The organism is Mycobacterium sp. IDUB_19 (assembly GCF_055419445.1).
Genome location: NZ_JBVAXR010000001.1, coordinates 402,352 through 416,884 on the forward strand (window position 1 = coordinate 402,352; position 14,533 = coordinate 416,884).

Genomic DNA, 14,533 nt, shown 5'->3' on the forward strand with positions numbered 1-14,533 from the left:
CCGATCGGAGGAGCGAACATGTCGGATCCCGGGCCGCCGGAGCGTAAGGATTTGGCCCGCAACGGAACGGAGACAACTCATGCGTGCTGAAGAAGGCGATGAAACCGTCGGCGATTACGCCAGAGAAGGCAAGCAAACGCACGACCGGATCAAGGAAACGCAACGCGCGGGCAGCCCGCTGGGACGGGTCGTCCAGTCGATCGCCAAGCTGTTTCGCGGCGGAGACGAATCCCCAGGTGGCAACAGCTGATCTGAGGCGTCTTACGATCCTTTGATGACGACGGCTCCTGAACAGTTCTCCACGGCAGGCACGGGCGGCGTTCGTATCGTCGCCGACCGCCAGGGCGATCCGCTTTCGCGGGCCGTGGTGTTCTTGCACGGCGGCGGGCAGACCCGACGTTCATGGGGTCGGGCGGCTGCGGCGGTCGCCAAACGTGGCTGGCAAGCCGTCACGATCGATTTGCGGGGTCATGGCGAATCGGACTGGTCCAGCGACGGTGACTACCGCGTCGTCAGCTTTGCCGCCGACGTCCAAGAGGTGCTGCGGGGCCTGCCCGAAAAGCCAGTGCTGGTGGGCGCGTCGCTGGGCGGATTCACCTCGATGCTGCTGGCCGGGGAGATTTCGCCCGGCATCGCCAGTGCCGTCGTTCTGGTCGACATCGTGCCCAACATGGAGCAATCCGGGGCGAATCGTATTCACAACTTCATGGCCGACCGGGTGGAATCGGGATTCGCCTCCCTTGAAGAAGTCGCCGACGCGATCGCCGAATACAACCCACATCGGCCCCGGCCCACCGATCTGGAGGGACTGACCACCAACCTGCGCCGCCGCGGCGATCGTTGGTATTGGCACTGGGATCCCCAATTCATCAGTGGCACTGCGGCTTTTCCGCCGTTCGAGGTCACCGACGCCGATCGCATGCACACCGCCGTCGAGGCGATTCTGGGTAGCGGCGTGCCAATGTTGCTGATTCGTGGTCAAGTCAGCGATCTGGTCAGCCAGGAGCGCGCCGACGAATTTCTCGCACGCTTTCCTCAGGTTGAGTTCACCGACGTCCGCGGCGCGGGACACATGGTCGCCGGCGATCGCAATGACGTTTTCGCGGGAGCGGTGCTGGATTTCCTCTCCCGCCGCGTCGACGCGGGATAACGCCGCCGCCGTTTTGCCTACTGCGCCTACACCATTGCGGACGGCCCGTTGGAGTCCCTAATATTTGTTCCATACGGAAAGCCGCCGACATCGGATCGTCGGCACAACCGAATGGATGGCCGATGACGACCGACGCCGAACTGCGTGACCGGGTGGCTCGCCTGGAAGCCCGAGCCGAGATCTTCGACTGTGTGCAGCGCTACGCGCGGGGCATCGACCGGCGTGATCGGGAGCTCTTGCGCGCGGCTTATCACGACGACGCGGTCGACGATCACGTCGGATTTGTCGGCCCCGTAGAGGATTTCATCGACTGGGCGCTGGCGTATCACTCCACTCAGACGCGGCATCAGCACTACCTGCTCAACCACATGGCGGACATTGACGGCGACCAGGCGCACGCCGAGACCTACTACCTGTTCGTCGGGACCGATCGCGAGCCGGCCAACCACATGACCATCTCCGGCGGCCGCTACGTGGACCGCCTGGAGCGGCGTGACAGCCGCTGGGCGATCGTCGACCGAGTGTGCGTCGCCGAGTGGATCGTCGAGTCGACGAATCTGATCAGCGAGGAGGTCCTCGCCATGCTCACCGGCGTCAGGGGAGCCGCGCACGACCGCAGCGACCCCTCCTATATCCGCCCGTTGAAGGCGGCCCGGGCCAGCGCAAACACCTAGCAGCGCCCGTCGCCGCTGTGACCTGCGACAAGCCGTTTATGGGCTGGTAGCATCCTGGCCCGACAAGAGGAGAGCGGCGTGGTTAGAGCGCGGTTGCGGGGGCTAGGGGTGTTCGCCGCCATGGTGATGGCGGCGACGGTGTTTGCGAATACGGCTGCGGCAGAGGCGCCGCCGATGCCGGGCGTGCAGGTTGATGATGAAAGTGGCAGGTGCACGGCGGGTTTCGCAGCGCAGGGCGACGATGGCGGCTATTACTTGCTGACCAGTGGACACTGCGACGCGCACGACGGGTCGGTATGGACTTACGGTGAGAGCGTCCCGCTCGGGACCATCACCGCCAGTGAGAAAGAAGGCGACAAGCGCGACGCCGCCATGATCCGGCTTGTCCCCGCCATCGGTGCGCCGGTAGGCGGCGTCGGCGGAAGGCCGGTTCGGGATGTGTTGGCCCGCAACCAAATTAAGAAGGGTGCGCCGTTCTGCAAGTTGGGTGCGGTCACGGGGGAGACCTGCGGCACGATCACCGGCATCGACGGCGACGTGGTCGAAGCCAGCGTGTTCAGTCTGGGCGGCGACAGTGGCAGTCCCGGCTACGTGGAGAACGACGACGGCACCGTCAGTGCCGTTGGGATCTTGATGTCTTCGCCAGACGGTGACGACAACACCACGTACTTCACCCTGGTGCAGCCGCTGCTGGGCAAGTGGGGAATCCGCATTCTGCCCTGACCCGCGCCCGGGCAAACGGGCCCGTACGAGCGATGGTTTCAGCGAGGTTGGTACGGGGTACAAGCCGGGTCGGTGTCTTGCCTACGGACGGGTGACGACCGGTAGGGTCCGTAGGGGTTGACACAGACGAACGTCGAAGGTAGCGGCACCAGCAACACGAAGGAGTGGGCGGTGAAACGTGGGATCGTGATCGGCGCGGCTGGCGTGGCCATGGTGGTCGCAAGCTGTGTCGGCTGTTCCAGCAACAAGTCCAATACCGGCGCGTCGAGCACGGCAGCAGCGCCGTCCGGCCCGCAAGTCATCGTGGACGGCCAGAAACAGAATGTGACTGGTCCGATCACGTGCACGCCGGCCGGCGACAACATCAACATCGGCATCGGTGACGCCAGCGCCGGTGTTGGCGCAGTAATCAGCAACGGCAACCCGCCCATCGTTCACGCGGTCGGACTGGGCAACGTCAACGGCATCGCGTTCGGTTTCTCCGACGCCGCGCCAAACCAGGGCAGCAACGCCGGAGCCGCGGTGGACGGCAAGAACTACGCCATCAAGGGCACCGCGACCGGTACCGACATGACCAATCCGCAGCAGCCGCAGGCGGTAACCAAGCCGTTCGAGCTGGACGTGACCTGCCCGTAGCGCGGGCCAACCAGACATCATCGGGGCCAAAGCCCCAGAGGGGACGCAGCTATGTCTTCTAGGAAGCGTGTCAGCGCGGTGGCGGTCGCGGCGGGGCTCAGCATCTCCGCGCTGACGTTGAACCAGGGATTGGCCAACTCGGCCCCGCTCGACCCGCCGCCTTGCCCGAATGGCAGCTGCCAGGGTGGCCCCGGTGGCCCCGGTGGACCGCACAGCCCGCAAGCACCAGAGACCACGGCGCCCCCGCAGACCAGCGCCGCGCCCGCAACCACCGCTGCGCCGCAGACGACGGCCGCGCCGCAGACCACTGAGCAGCAGAGCCCGCAGACCACCGCGCCGCAAACCACTGCGTCGCAGAGCGCGCCGACCACGACCGCCCCGGCCACGCAGACCACGACCCCGCCGGCTACCCAAACGACGACGCCGGCCGAACAGACCACGACTCCGCCGGCCACTCAAACGACGACGCCGGCCGAACAAACCACTACGGCACCGAGTGCGCAAACCACGACGCCGGCCGGCAGCCAGACGACGTCGCCGTCCGGACAGCGGCCCACCCGGGCGTTGGTGGCACCGAGCACCCAACCGCCGCACGAGCCCTACCAGCCGCGCGGCACCTACCTGACGGCCACCGCCGACATCGGTGGTCCGATGGACTCGTCCGTCGGCTTCAGCATCGTCGGCCACGGTGCGCCGCCTCCGCCGCCGCCGCGGGGCTGGGGCTGGAACGATGGCCCGCCTCCGGGCCACCCGCCGCCGCACTGGGAGGGCCCGCCGCCTCGGGGTGGTTGGGACGGTCCCCCGCCTCCGGGTGGCTGGAACCGCCCATGGGCCGGGCCGCCGCGTGATGTGGCTTATGCACGCGCCGACTTCGGGCCGTTCGCCTACAACACCTTCACCGTCGTTCCGGTCTTCAACTGGCAGTTCGGCGGTTGGGGTTACTGGTTCTTCGGTGTGTGGGTCCCGCTTTACTGACGGCACCAGGGACATCCCTTAGTTGGAAAGACGATTCGTCGGGCTGGGCCGCGACGGCGGCCTGGCCACCGTCGAGTTGATCAATTCCAAGACGCTCAACATCTTGGGTAGCGGCGCCATCGAGGAACTGACCGGCGCTTTCCGCACGATCAGCCAAGACAGCGACGTCCGGGTCGTGGTGCTGCGCGGAGCGGGTGAGAAGGCGTTCATCGGTGGCGCCGACATCAACGAGATGGTCGACCTGGACCGGTCCACCGGCGAGGTTTTCATCCGCCGGCTCGCGGGCTTGTGTGAGGCGATCCGCGAATGCCCCGTGCCCGTCATCGCCCGCCTTGCGGGTTGGTGCCTCGGCGGCGGCCTGGAAGTCGCGATCTCCTGCGATCTGCGAATCGCGGAGGAGGGGGCCAAATTTGGAATGCCGGAAGTGGCCGTCGGAATCCCATCGGTGATTCATTCGGCGCTGTTGCCCGCGCTGATCGGGGCGTCGCACGCGGCCTGGCTGTTGCTGACCGGCGAAACGATTGACGCCAAGACGGCGGCCGGCTGGGGGCTGGTCCACGAGGTCGTCGCCGCCGAAGAACTCGACGGCCGCATCGGCGAACTGACCACGAAACTCAGCGGATTCGGCACGCACGCGGTTCGCCAACAAAAGCGCCTCCTCAACAAATGGTTCGACATGACCCTGCACGGGGCGATCGAAGACAGCATCGAGCAGTTCGGCCTGTCATTCCTGACGGGGGAGCCGCAGCAACACATGCGGGCGTTCCTGTCGCGCAAGAGCGGCAAAAGTTAGTCCCGACGTTTGTTGACCGCGTGAAAGCGCGTCCGGGGTCGTGCAGCGCTAGCCACGCAAAAGTAAGGCAAGCGCTCTGCCGAACAGTATGTCCAGCAACGTATGTGGGAGAGCGCTGCAGAAATCTTCAGCTGGGTGCTGGACGGTGCGTCGCGGCTTGGTCTGGATCTGATAGCGATCGCCGCACATCAATGTTTTTGGTTTGCAGAGTAATCAAGGCACACGGTGGTGCCGTCGGGGCGAGAGTCGATGGTGCAGTGGTCTGCCAGGCCTGCATCAACATGATGCCGCGGGACGCGCGGGGGTCTTGGGGTTGGCGCGGCGAGCGTCGACGCCAAGTTCCGCGATCGCTGACTACATAGGCTTTAGCTGGCGATACCATCCATCGGCGGACCCTCACCATGTCCCACATTGTGGTTGCTCAGGCTGGTAGCAAATGTCCGGCCGCCCTGGACGGTCCCGACGATGTCGACAGCATCGTTTACCGTGAAATGTGAAGTGGCCGTGACGGGTTGGCTGGCGCCACCCGTGACTACGGTGGTGTCGGGGGTGAGGAAATAGGTCTGGGTGTACCCGCTGGCGCTGCGCGCGGTTATCGAGTCCGCCGACACCGCGATCAGGATTCCCTCTTGACTCACCGGCTGCGTCGCCGATGCAGACGGTGTGGCAGCAGTCACATGCTCAGGCGCCGTTGGCTTTTCGGTGCTGATCGTTAGTACCGTGAAGCTCGCCGCACACAGAATGGAGATGGGAGCAGCGCCACAGACGAGTAATCGGCGTCGGCTCCGCGATCCGGCCAGTCGGTGCTTGGCGCCCACGATCAGTCCCTCTTTCCGCAGCACGGCACCGACGGGCATCAATACCTAGCGAGTCAGCTGCATTGAGTGGGAAGTTACCCGGGGCGCCGCGCGGGTGAACCCGGCGCTGTTGCCGCGCCGGTTCGCGGCCTAGAACGCTCAACGCGCGCTGATCAGCTCGCGTTGAGCGTTGGACAGTCGTCGTAGCGTGCGGCGTCGATGTAGGCGTCGGCGCGTTCTGCGGCCTCGTCAACACCTAGCCCGGTCAGGTCGGAGTTATTCGCATTTTCGGCGGTATTGACGATCTGGCGGCGTGACCAGCCCTGCGCCAGGGCACTACAGATCGTCTTTTCCGTCTGATGGCGATGGTTGGGCCAGTCCGGAGCGAAGATAATGGCGTCGGCGTGAGCCGTGGCGATTGTGTCAGGCATTGCAGCCGCACCAGTTAGCGGAATCATCAGCGACATTGCTGTAAATAGCAGTTTCATCATGCGGGCTGACCGTACGCACGTTAACCGAGTGTTCACTGTGCTGTCACTGTGTAGAACTTCTGTGCGCGAACGTGAATTGCGCTCCATTGAAACGTAGTTCAGTAAGAATTCGTCGTTGGCCTTATGTCCGGGCGTGAGGTCCTAAGTGGTTCAACACTTCACCCGAGTGCGGCACCGGCGTCAATCTTCAATTCCTGCCCCGTACTGAAGCCCGCTCGCCTCCGGCTGCTGACCGAACATCAGGTGGCGGCCGTGTTGCTCGAACTCGTCCTTTCTCGGGCCCATCGCGCGCAACCCACACGTCGAAATCAATGCCGGCCCCGCTTAGCGCCTTCTCGATCAGGATGCCGCGGATTCGACCGAAGGTCCAAGCAGTTAGGCGCCGGGTTTCACATGGTCGTTGCCGCGGTGTCGACCAGGACTTGTCACAATGTCGTGACACTCGCAAACTGGTTGATATGCGGGACCGCGAGGCGATCGAGTCGGAATTGCGGCGGATCGCTGCGCAGGGCGGTCAGCCGTCGTCCCGCGAGGCCGACGAACTGCTCGACGAACTCCTGGCCCACAGCGCAGGGGAGCTTAACCCCGAACCGGTGCCGGCGGTTGAACCCGTGTTTGTCCCCGACGCCTGGTTGCGCGAAACCAAGACCGCCAAAACCACGCCTGCCCGGCGTCATGGTGCGCGGCGCCGCTTTGGCTTTTTGGCGGCGTTGCCGCTGTCTCTGATAGGCCTCGCCGCCGCGGTGGTGGTGATGTTCGCGGTGCACCACCAGAGTTCACCGCAGCAGTCGGCGGAAACCCCGCCATCGGCCGCGCCACCGTCGGCCGCGACGCCCAAACCGGTTGCGCCTAAACCACCCGCTCCGCGGATCGACATGGCCGACGTGGCACTCATCACGGCGTTGAAGCAGGAAGGTGTACCGGTTCCCAGCCAGGAATACGTGATGGCCCAAGGGCATGCCGTCTGCGACTTCCTAGCACGCCAACCGAAATTCGCAGATGCGGTCGGATTCGTGCAGCGCTCGACGATATGGGATGCCAATCAGAGCGCCAGCGTCACCGCGGGTGCCATCGTCGCGTACTGCCCTCAGTCTCAACCTTCCATGGTGAACGAGGAGCAGCCGGCGTATCAGAACACGCTTTCCGATCTGCAGGCCATCGAAGGAAGACTGCAAGGCATCCAAGATGATCTGCACGGTATCCAGGGAGGTCTGGACGGGCTCCCGGGCCACCCGTAAACCGGATCACTAGGCCGGTTACCGCGTTGAGCCCCCTGTCAGGTTTGAACTGACGACCGCTCGCTTACAAGGCGAGTGCTCTACCACTGAGCTAAGGAGGCCGGGTAAATCGGCTGCAAGTTTAACGGCTCACGAGTCGCCGTCGATGATGCGTTGTGACGGCACCGTCCGCGACGGCGAGCGACGCGGTCGACGGCCGGGCAGCGGGATGCGGTCGGCGATGTTGCTCAGCGGGTTGACCACCATCGTGAGTGCCATGACGGCGTCCTGCAGAGTGGCGATGGCAGGCTCCAGCGCCTCCATCCCCGGCGTCAACCGGGCCAGGGTGTCGGCTACGTCGGCGAGTTGGTCGAGCGGACCACGTTTGGCGGTGAGCTTGTCGATCAGGCCGCCTTCGGAAAGCAGCCGGTCCGCCAAACCATCCTCGGACAGCACTCTTTCGATCAACCCGTCCTCGGACAGCAGCTGATCGGCCAGCCCACCCGGCTGCAGCGCGCGCTTTAGGCCGCCACCCTCCGCGGTCAGGCGATCGACCAGACCGTCTTCCGACATCAACAGATCCACCACCCCGCCCGGGCGCAGCAGGCGGTCGACCGGCCCGTCGGGCGCCATGGCGCGTCCCAGCGGTGCGTCGTCGTCCATCAGCCTGGCCAGTCGATTGGCGCGGATGATCGCATCATCGATCCCCAGCATGGAGGTCATGGGGTTCGTTCCGTCGGCTCCGCCGTCGCCCAGCGATCGCTTCGCCACCCCGACCGCCACGCTGGCGAGGTTCAGGCTCGCCTCTGCCGCGGCAAGGCCGACTCGCGCGGGTGCGGTCGCGACGGAAACCATGCTTCTGGCGAAGTCCATGACTTCGAGTCTATGCACCACGCGCCCGAAAACACGGGGACCGGTCCAAGCCGATGCGATGATTCCTGGCAGACTACTAGCAGATGATGCGCACCGGGCTCACAGGAACTACACAATGATTGCAAAGACAACGTTCAGGCAAGGGACGGATGTGACCAGATGACGTCGGCAACCCAAGGTGAAACGAGACCGGAGGCGCGTGTCCTTGTCGTTGACGACGAGGTCAACATCGTCGAACTGCTTTCCGTGAGTCTGAAGTTCCAGGGGTTCGAGGTGGCCACGGCGACCAACGGAGCCCAAGCCCTGGATCGCGCCCGCGAAGCACGGCCCGACGCAGTGATCCTCGACGTGATGATGCCCGGGATGGACGGCTTCGGGGTGCTGCGCCGGCTGCGTGCCGACGGCATCGATGCCCCGGCGTTGTTCCTGACCGCGCGCGACTCCCTGCAGGACAAGATCGCGGGCCTGACGCTGGGCGGCGACGACTACGTGACGAAACCGTTCAGTCTGGAGGAGGTCGTCGCCCGGCTGCGCGTCATCTTGCGGCGCGCCGGCAAGGGTGGCGCCGAAACGCACAACGCCCGCCTGACATTCGCCGACATCGAGCTGGACGAAGAGACCCACGAAGTGTGGAAAGCCGGCGAACCGGTGTCGTTGTCGCCCACCGAATTCACGCTGCTGCGGTACTTCGTGATCAACGCGGGGACGGTGCTGAGCAAGCCGAAAATCCTCGACCACGTCTGGCGCTACGATTTCGGCGGCGACGTCAATGTCGTCGAGTCTTATGTATCGTATCTGCGTCGCAAGATCGATACTGGGGAGAAGCGGCTGCTGCACACCTTGCGCGGGGTGGGCTACGTTCTTCGGGAGCCGCGCTGAGCACGCACTCAGCCATTCGGCGAAAGTAGCAATCGGTGGCGAGGAATACGGAAACAGCAGCCACACAGGTTCGGCGTGGATTGCCCCTACGGGTGGGGCTGGTCGCGGCCACCCTGGTTTTGGTCGCCTGCGGTCTGGCGGCCTCGGGCATCATGGTCACGTCGATCCTGCGGCACAGTCTGATCAGCCGAATCGACCAGACGCTGCTGGAGGCGTCGCGCGGCTGGGCGTTGGCGCCGCGGCGGCAGCTGACGGCGTCCTCTTTCGAGGGCCCTGACCCGGGCCGGCCGCCGTCGAAGTACTACGTGCGCGGCGTCGGCACCGACGGCAAACCGTTCACGGCCATCAATGATCGCAATGCCGAACCGGCCCTGCCGCCCGACAGCGACGTGGGCCCCAACCCGACGACGCTGCCCTCGATTAGCGGTTCGGATATTCAGTGGCGTGCGGTGTCGGTACGAGGGCCCAACGGCCTGACGACCGTCGCGATCGATCTGTCCGATGTTCAGCACACGGTGCGCTCCCTGGTGTGGTTGCAGTTCGGGATAGGGGTGGCGGTGCTGGTGGTGGTCGGTATCGCCGGCTTCGCGGTGGTGCACCGCAGCCTTCGGCCATTGATCGAGGTCGAACAGACAGCGGCCGCGATCGCGGCGGGACAACTGGATCGTCGTGTTCCAGAACGCGATCCCCGGACCGAAGTGGGCCGACTTTCGTTGGCGCTCAACGGAATGCTTACCCAGATTCAGCAAGCGGTGGCGTCCTCGGAGTCCTCGGCCGAGACGGCCCGCGGTTCGGAGGAACGGATGCGCCGGTTCATCACCGACGCCAGCCACGAACTGCGCACCCCGCTGACCACCATTCGCGGTTTCGCCGAACTCTATCGGCAGGGCGCCGCGCGTGACGTGGCCATGTTGCTGTCGCGCATCGAAAGCGAAGCCAGCCGGATGGGCTTACTGGTCGACGACTTGCTGCTGCTGGCTCGGCTCGACGTGCAACGCCCGCTGGAACACAATCGCGTCGACCTGCTGGCGCTGGCCAGCGACGCCGTGCACGACGGGCGGGCGATCGATCCCAAACGCACCATCTCGATGGAAGTTCTCGACGGCCCCGGCACCCCCGAGGTGCTCGGCGACGAGCCCCGGATCCGCCAGGTGCTGAGCAACCTGGTGGCCAATGCGTTGCAGCACACCCCGGCAACCGCGGACGTCATCGTTCGGGTCGGCACCTCCGGTGACGACGCGGTGATTGAGGTGGCCGACAAGGGCCCCGGCATGAGCCAACAGGATGCGTCGCGGGTGTTCGAGCGGTTCTATCGCACCGACTCGTCCCGGGCCCGGGCCAGCGGCGGTACCGGGCTCGGGCTGTCCATCGTCCACTCGTTGGTGCAGGCACACGGCGGCAGGGTGACCGTGCGAACCGCGCCGGGGGAGGGCTGCTGCTTCCGCGTCAGCCTGCCGCGCGTCAGCGACGTACCCGCCCAGGTTGGCTGACGCCTACGCCAGCTGCTCCAGGGCCGCCTTGATCCTGGCCTGTGCTTGATCGAGCGATTCCGCCGACGGGTTGCGGTCGACGTTGGCGAAGCCGAAGTCGCTCAGGCTGCGGGTGGGGAACACATGAACGTGTAAGTGGGGCACTTCGAGTCCCGCGATGATCACGCCGGCACGTTCGGCCCGGAACGCCTTGCACACGGCCTTGCCGATCAGCTGGCTCACCGACATCACGCGGGCGAACGCCGGGTTGTCGACGTCTTGCCACTGATCGATCTCGGCGCGCGGTACCACGAGCGTGTGGCCTTGTGTCATCGGCTCAATCGTCAGGAACGCGACGACGTCGTCGTCCTCATAAACAAATCGGCCGGGGAGTTCACGGTTGATGATCTTGGTGAAGATCGACGCCATGGCCCCAGCATAGGGTCGGCGAGATTGCCGCCATAGCTGTGGTTGCCGACGACTCCACAACCGTGACTGCAATCTCGGCGATCGGCCGATGAGTTTGGCCAGTGTTGATGGTCAATCCTGCAGGGACGCAACGCGGGAATGCTTAGGAGATTTCGCCATGTCACAGGTGCGCGTGCACAACTTTTCGGTTTCTCTCGACGGTTTCGGTACGGGTGTTGGCCAAAGTATGGATGCGCCGTTCGGGCACGCTGGCGGTCGGTTGCACGAGTGGTTCTTCGCTACTCGCACATTCCGCGCAATGCACGGCGAGTCGGGTGGGACTAGGGGCATTGACGACGCCTTAGCCAACAATTGGGCGCCGGGCATCGGCGCCGAAATAATGGGGCGCCACAAGTTCGGGCCGCAGCGCGGCCGATGGACCAGCCAAGCGAGCGGTGAAGAGTGGAAAGGCTGGTGGGGCGCCGACCCGCCATTTCATACGCCCGTCTTTGTGCTCACCCACCACCCTCGACCCTCGATCGAGATGGAAGGTGGCACGACTTTTCACTTCATCGACGCAAGTCCGGCGGAATCCCTCGAGATCGCCCGAAAAGCCGCCGGAGACCTTGATATTCGACTCGGTGGCGGGCCCACGACCGTCCGCCAATTCCTCGCCGCGGACCTCGTCGACCACATGCACATCGCGGTGGTGCCGATCATCTTGGGCCGCGGGGAGTCGTTGTGGAGGGGGCTAGAGGGCCTCGAGCGGCGATTCGCGCTGGAATCGGTGAGCAGCCCCGGCGGCGTCACACATCTGAGCTTTACGCGCCGCTAGGCGAATCCAGAAGAAACGAGCGGACCATGGGGCCAAGCATGCGTTCGTCAAAATTGCCGCCACGGCCCTGGTTGCCGTGGACTGCGCCCCGTCTCGCATGCGCTACCGGCTCAGTCCTCCTGGCCGAACTCCATCACGTCGAGGTTCCAGTACCCACGCATGTTGGTGATCAGGCCCGCCTCGTTGACCTTGTAGGTGAACACGCCACGGACCTTGCTGGTCATCCCGCCCTCAAACTTGCTCTGCAGCACCAGAATATGAGCGATCTCGTCGGGTGTGCTCGACGGGAAGGTCTCCTCGCAGGTGATGGTGAGCTGGTTCTTGGCGATGTTGTTGTCGAAAAACTCGCCGACAGCTGCCTTGCCGCGCACACCGGTGCCGTCGGGATTGGTGACGGACTTGCCGATCGGGTCCTCGATGACTACATCGTCGGTCATCAGTGCCAGCCAGCCATCCCGGTCTTTTCCTTGTGCGCAGCGCCACGACGACTGCGACGCGGTCAGCGCCGGGGATTGGGCGGTTTGGGTCATGCGAATTTCTCCTGTCACTAGATCGCGCACGCGGCGCGTGCGCCCTCTTCGGTTGCCTTACGAATGAGCCCCAGGCCGCTGCAATCGCCGGCGGCATGCACGTCGGCGCCGGGCATCGCGGCTTTCAGGTTGTCGAACAGCGCGGTGTCGGGTTCGACTGATCCTGCGATCACGACGCTTTCGGCGGGCAGTTCTCGGGGGGTTCCACCGACGGGTGTGAATGCCACGGCGTCCGTAGTGATGTTGTCGACCGCGGCGCGGACGTGCACGGTGACGCCGAGGCGGTCGAGTCGATCCATGTGTTCGGTCTTGCGTTTGTTGCCCACTTCCGGGGCGATGTCCTTGCCGGCCTCGAGGATCGACACCAGCCGGCCCCGGCCGGCCAGAAACTCTGCGAGCTCCAGGGCGACCAGGTCGCCGCCGATGATGACGACCCGACGGCCGATCGGCATCCAGGCGCGGGTGGCAAGCCGGACCGCGGCGGGGCGCACCAGCCGCTGCCGCCAGCCCGCCAACAGCGAGGCGCCCAGCCGCTGCCAGGCCGGATCGGTGGATTCGGCGTGGCCGCCGAGCAACTCACGCAATCCCGGTCCGGTATGCACGTGTGGCAGGTCGGCTCCCGGAATCGCCGGCACCGCGACGTGGCCACCGGTGGCTACCACCACCGCGTCGGGTGCATGCGCGACGACGTCGTCGGCCGAAATAGTATGGCCTAGATGCACTTTGGTGCCGCTCAGCCTGATCTCGTCGCGCAGATAGGTCAGGAACGGCTGGTTTTCCGGATGTAGCACGGATGCCCAGCGCAACGCGCCGCCGAGTTGGCCGGCGCGTTCGAAAAGCGTGACGCGATGGCCGCGCTCAGCGGCCACCCGGGCGGCCTCCAAGCCGGCCGGTCCGCCGCCGATCACCACGACGCGTTTGGCGCGGCCAGTGTGGGGGGCCGCTAATTCGCGCTCCTTGCCGGTGCGGGGGTTGACGGCGCAGTCGACGGAAAAGCGCTGTTCCATTGCGTCAATACAGTTTTCGCAGGAGATGCACTTGCGGACGCGGTGCGCCTGGCCGGATTGCAGTTTGCGCGGCAGGTCGGGGTCGGCCAGCAACGGTCGTCCCATCGCGATGAAGTCCGCGCGCCCGTCGGCCAGGATCCGCTCGGCCCGTCCCGGGTCATGGATCCGGCCGACGGCGATCACCGGCACGTCGACCACCTGCTTGACGGCGGCTGCGGCGCCGACGTTGACCGCGTCGCCGTCGTCGGCGCCGTTGACCATCCCGGTGACCAGCCGGTCGATCACCCCACCGCTGACGTGGAAAGCGCTCACCCCGGCGGCTACGAGTTCGGGTGCCATTCGGGCGGTTTCGTAGATCGGCCGTCCACCGGCGACCCGCTCGTAGCCGGAGATGCGCAGGGTGATCGGCAGCGCGTCGCCGACCTCGGACCGAATTGCGGCCAGCGCCTCGAGCACCACGTGCAGCCGGCCGCGCGTCGAGTCGCCCCGATAGTCGTCGGTTCGCCGATTGCGTTGTGGGGCAAGGAAAGAACCCAGCAGCATGTAGCCGTGCGCGGCGTGCAGCTCGATACCGTCGTATCCGGCCTCGGCGGCGCGGCGCACCGCGGCCTTGAACAAGTCGAAGACCTCGCAGAGCTGTTGCTTGCTGATCTCGCTCGACGGCCGCCCGGTGAGATACGACGGGATCACCGATGGCCCCAACGACGCGACGCCGAAGATCTCGGGTCCTAGGCCGTCGGGCCCGGCGTGCACGATCTGGGGCTGGATCTTGGCGCCGTGTTCGTGCACGACCTCCACCAGCGCCCGATGGGCGTCGACCGCAGCGTCGGTACCCAGATGCAGGCCACCGGGAGTCTCGGGGTGGTGATGGTCAACTCCGGTGGCGCCCAACGTGATCAGCCCGACCCCACCACGGGCGCGGGCCGCGAAGTAGTCGCGGGTGCGCTCGGAGGGCAGACCGTCCGAGGTGCCATACATCGTCTCCATCGGAGACATGACGACCCGGTTGCGCACCGTCATGGCGCCGATTCGTCCCGGCGCCAAAAGGTGCGGAAAGGCGGTCACCCAGGACCACG

General features: G+C 65.5%; 16 protein-coding genes, 1 tRNA gene and 2 pseudogenes. 11 read left to right on the forward strand and 8 right to left on the reverse strand.

Features of this window, described 5'->3' with window-relative positions; all coding sequences use genetic code 11:
- The first annotated feature begins 79 nt into the window (after nt 1-79).
- From ACZY0B_RS01900 to ACZY0B_RS01930, 7 genes are all read left to right on the forward strand, one after another.
- Nucleotides 80-250 carry a hypothetical protein gene (locus ACZY0B_RS01900; RefSeq protein ID WP_463762239.1) on the forward strand — a complete coding sequence of 57 codons (171 nt, stop codon included), beginning with the start codon at nt 80-82 and terminating at the stop codon, nt 248-250.
- Between the two features lie 24 nt (nt 251-274).
- On the forward strand, nt 275-1,150 hold the full coding sequence (locus tag ACZY0B_RS01905) for an alpha/beta fold hydrolase (RefSeq protein WP_463762240.1): 876 nt from the start codon (nt 275-277) through the stop codon (nt 1,148-1,150).
- Nucleotides 1,151-1,272: 122 nt separating this feature from the next.
- Nucleotides 1,273-1,824 (forward strand): nuclear transport factor 2 family protein, encoded by a 552-nt coding sequence (locus tag ACZY0B_RS01910; RefSeq protein WP_463762241.1) that lies wholly within the window; start codon nt 1,273-1,275, stop codon nt 1,822-1,824.
- A 120-nt stretch (nt 1,825-1,944) separates the two neighbouring features.
- Nucleotides 1,945-2,547 carry a S1 family peptidase gene (locus tag ACZY0B_RS01915; protein ID WP_463762379.1) on the forward strand — a complete coding sequence of 201 codons (603 nt, stop codon included), beginning with the start codon at nt 1,945-1,947 and terminating at the stop codon, nt 2,545-2,547.
- Nucleotides 2,548-2,718: 171 nt separating this feature from the next.
- Nucleotides 2,719-3,183, forward strand: a complete 465-nt coding sequence (locus ACZY0B_RS01920) for a lipoprotein LpqH (protein ID WP_463762243.1) — start codon at nt 2,719-2,721, stop codon at nt 3,181-3,183.
- A 51-nt stretch (nt 3,184-3,234) separates the two neighbouring features.
- The gene (locus ACZY0B_RS01925; RefSeq protein WP_463762244.1) at nt 3,235-4,158 is read left to right on the forward strand and encodes an MAP_0585 family protein; all 924 of its coding nucleotides are present in this window, start codon (nt 3,235-3,237) and stop codon (nt 4,156-4,158) included.
- A 22-nt stretch (nt 4,159-4,180) separates the two neighbouring features.
- Entirely contained in the window at nt 4,181-4,951 is a 771-nt protein-coding gene (locus ACZY0B_RS01930) for an enoyl-CoA hydratase (RefSeq protein ID WP_463762245.1), read from the forward strand.
- A 188-nt stretch (nt 4,952-5,139) separates the two neighbouring features.
- On the opposite strand, the pseudogene ACZY0B_RS01935 reads toward ACZY0B_RS01930, so the two are convergent.
- From ACZY0B_RS01935 to ACZY0B_RS01945, 3 genes and pseudogenes are all read right to left on the reverse strand, one after another.
- Nucleotides 5,140-5,306: pseudogene (locus tag ACZY0B_RS01935) on the reverse strand (ATP-binding protein); the annotation flags it as partial.
- Between the two features lie 10 nt (nt 5,307-5,316).
- Nucleotides 5,317-5,808 carry a hypothetical protein gene (locus ACZY0B_RS01940; protein WP_463762247.1) on the reverse strand — a complete coding sequence of 164 codons (492 nt, stop codon included), beginning with the start codon at nt 5,806-5,808 and terminating at the stop codon, nt 5,317-5,319.
- Nucleotides 5,809-5,921: 113 nt separating this feature from the next.
- Entirely contained in the window at nt 5,922-6,239 is a 318-nt protein-coding gene (locus tag ACZY0B_RS01945; RefSeq protein WP_463762248.1) for a hypothetical protein, read from the reverse strand.
- Nucleotides 6,240-6,697: 458 nt separating this feature from the next.
- Here ACZY0B_RS01945 and ACZY0B_RS01950 point away from each other — a divergent pair, with 458 nt between their 5' ends.
- Nucleotides 6,698-7,477, forward strand: coding sequence for a DUF732 domain-containing protein (locus ACZY0B_RS01950; RefSeq protein ID WP_463762249.1), 780 nt, complete (start codon nt 6,698-6,700; stop codon nt 7,475-7,477).
- 29 nt (nt 7,478-7,506) lie between these two features.
- Here ACZY0B_RS01950 and ACZY0B_RS01955 read toward each other — a convergent pair.
- Together ACZY0B_RS01955 and ACZY0B_RS01960 are read right to left on the reverse strand one after the other, a co-directional pair.
- A tRNA-Thr gene (locus ACZY0B_RS01955) sits at nt 7,507-7,578 on the reverse strand.
- 28 nt (nt 7,579-7,606) lie between these two features.
- Nucleotides 7,607-8,329 carry a hypothetical protein gene (locus tag ACZY0B_RS01960; RefSeq protein WP_463762250.1) on the reverse strand — a complete coding sequence of 241 codons (723 nt, stop codon included), beginning with the start codon at nt 8,327-8,329 and terminating at the stop codon, nt 7,607-7,609.
- Between the two features lie 159 nt (nt 8,330-8,488).
- Between ACZY0B_RS01960 and ACZY0B_RS01965 the strand changes: the two genes are divergently transcribed.
- Together ACZY0B_RS01965 and ACZY0B_RS01970 are read left to right on the forward strand one after the other, a co-directional pair.
- Nucleotides 8,489-9,208, forward strand: coding sequence for a response regulator transcription factor (locus ACZY0B_RS01965; RefSeq protein ID WP_463762251.1), 720 nt, complete (start codon nt 8,489-8,491; stop codon nt 9,206-9,208).
- Between the two features lie 35 nt (nt 9,209-9,243).
- Nucleotides 9,244-10,730: pseudogene (locus tag ACZY0B_RS01970) on the forward strand (sensor histidine kinase).
- On the opposite strand, the gene ACZY0B_RS01975 reads toward ACZY0B_RS01970, so the two are convergent.
- Nucleotides 10,702-11,106 carry an HIT family protein gene (locus tag ACZY0B_RS01975; RefSeq protein WP_463762252.1) on the reverse strand — a complete coding sequence of 135 codons (405 nt, stop codon included), beginning with the start codon at nt 11,104-11,106 and terminating at the stop codon, nt 10,702-10,704. The pseudogene ACZY0B_RS01970 and the gene ACZY0B_RS01975 sit on opposite strands and share 29 nt — an antisense overlap.
- Nucleotides 11,107-11,263: 157 nt before the next feature.
- On the opposite strand from ACZY0B_RS01975, the gene ACZY0B_RS01980 reads away from it, so the two are divergent.
- Nucleotides 11,264-11,920 carry a dihydrofolate reductase family protein gene (locus ACZY0B_RS01980; protein ID WP_463762253.1) on the forward strand — a complete coding sequence of 219 codons (657 nt, stop codon included), beginning with the start codon at nt 11,264-11,266 and terminating at the stop codon, nt 11,918-11,920.
- A gap of 110 nt (nt 11,921-12,030) precedes the next feature.
- On the opposite strand, the gene ACZY0B_RS01985 is transcribed toward ACZY0B_RS01980, so the two are convergent.
- Both ACZY0B_RS01985 and ACZY0B_RS01990 read right to left on the reverse strand, forming a co-directional pair.
- Nucleotides 12,031-12,450, reverse strand: coding sequence for a ketosteroid isomerase family protein (locus ACZY0B_RS01985; protein WP_463762254.1), 420 nt, complete (start codon nt 12,448-12,450; stop codon nt 12,031-12,033).
- A gap of 17 nt (nt 12,451-12,467) precedes the next feature.
- Entirely contained in the window at nt 12,468-14,522 is a 2,055-nt protein-coding gene (locus tag ACZY0B_RS01990) for an FAD-dependent oxidoreductase (protein ID WP_463762255.1), read from the reverse strand.
- Nucleotides 14,523-14,533: the final 11 nt, after the last annotated feature.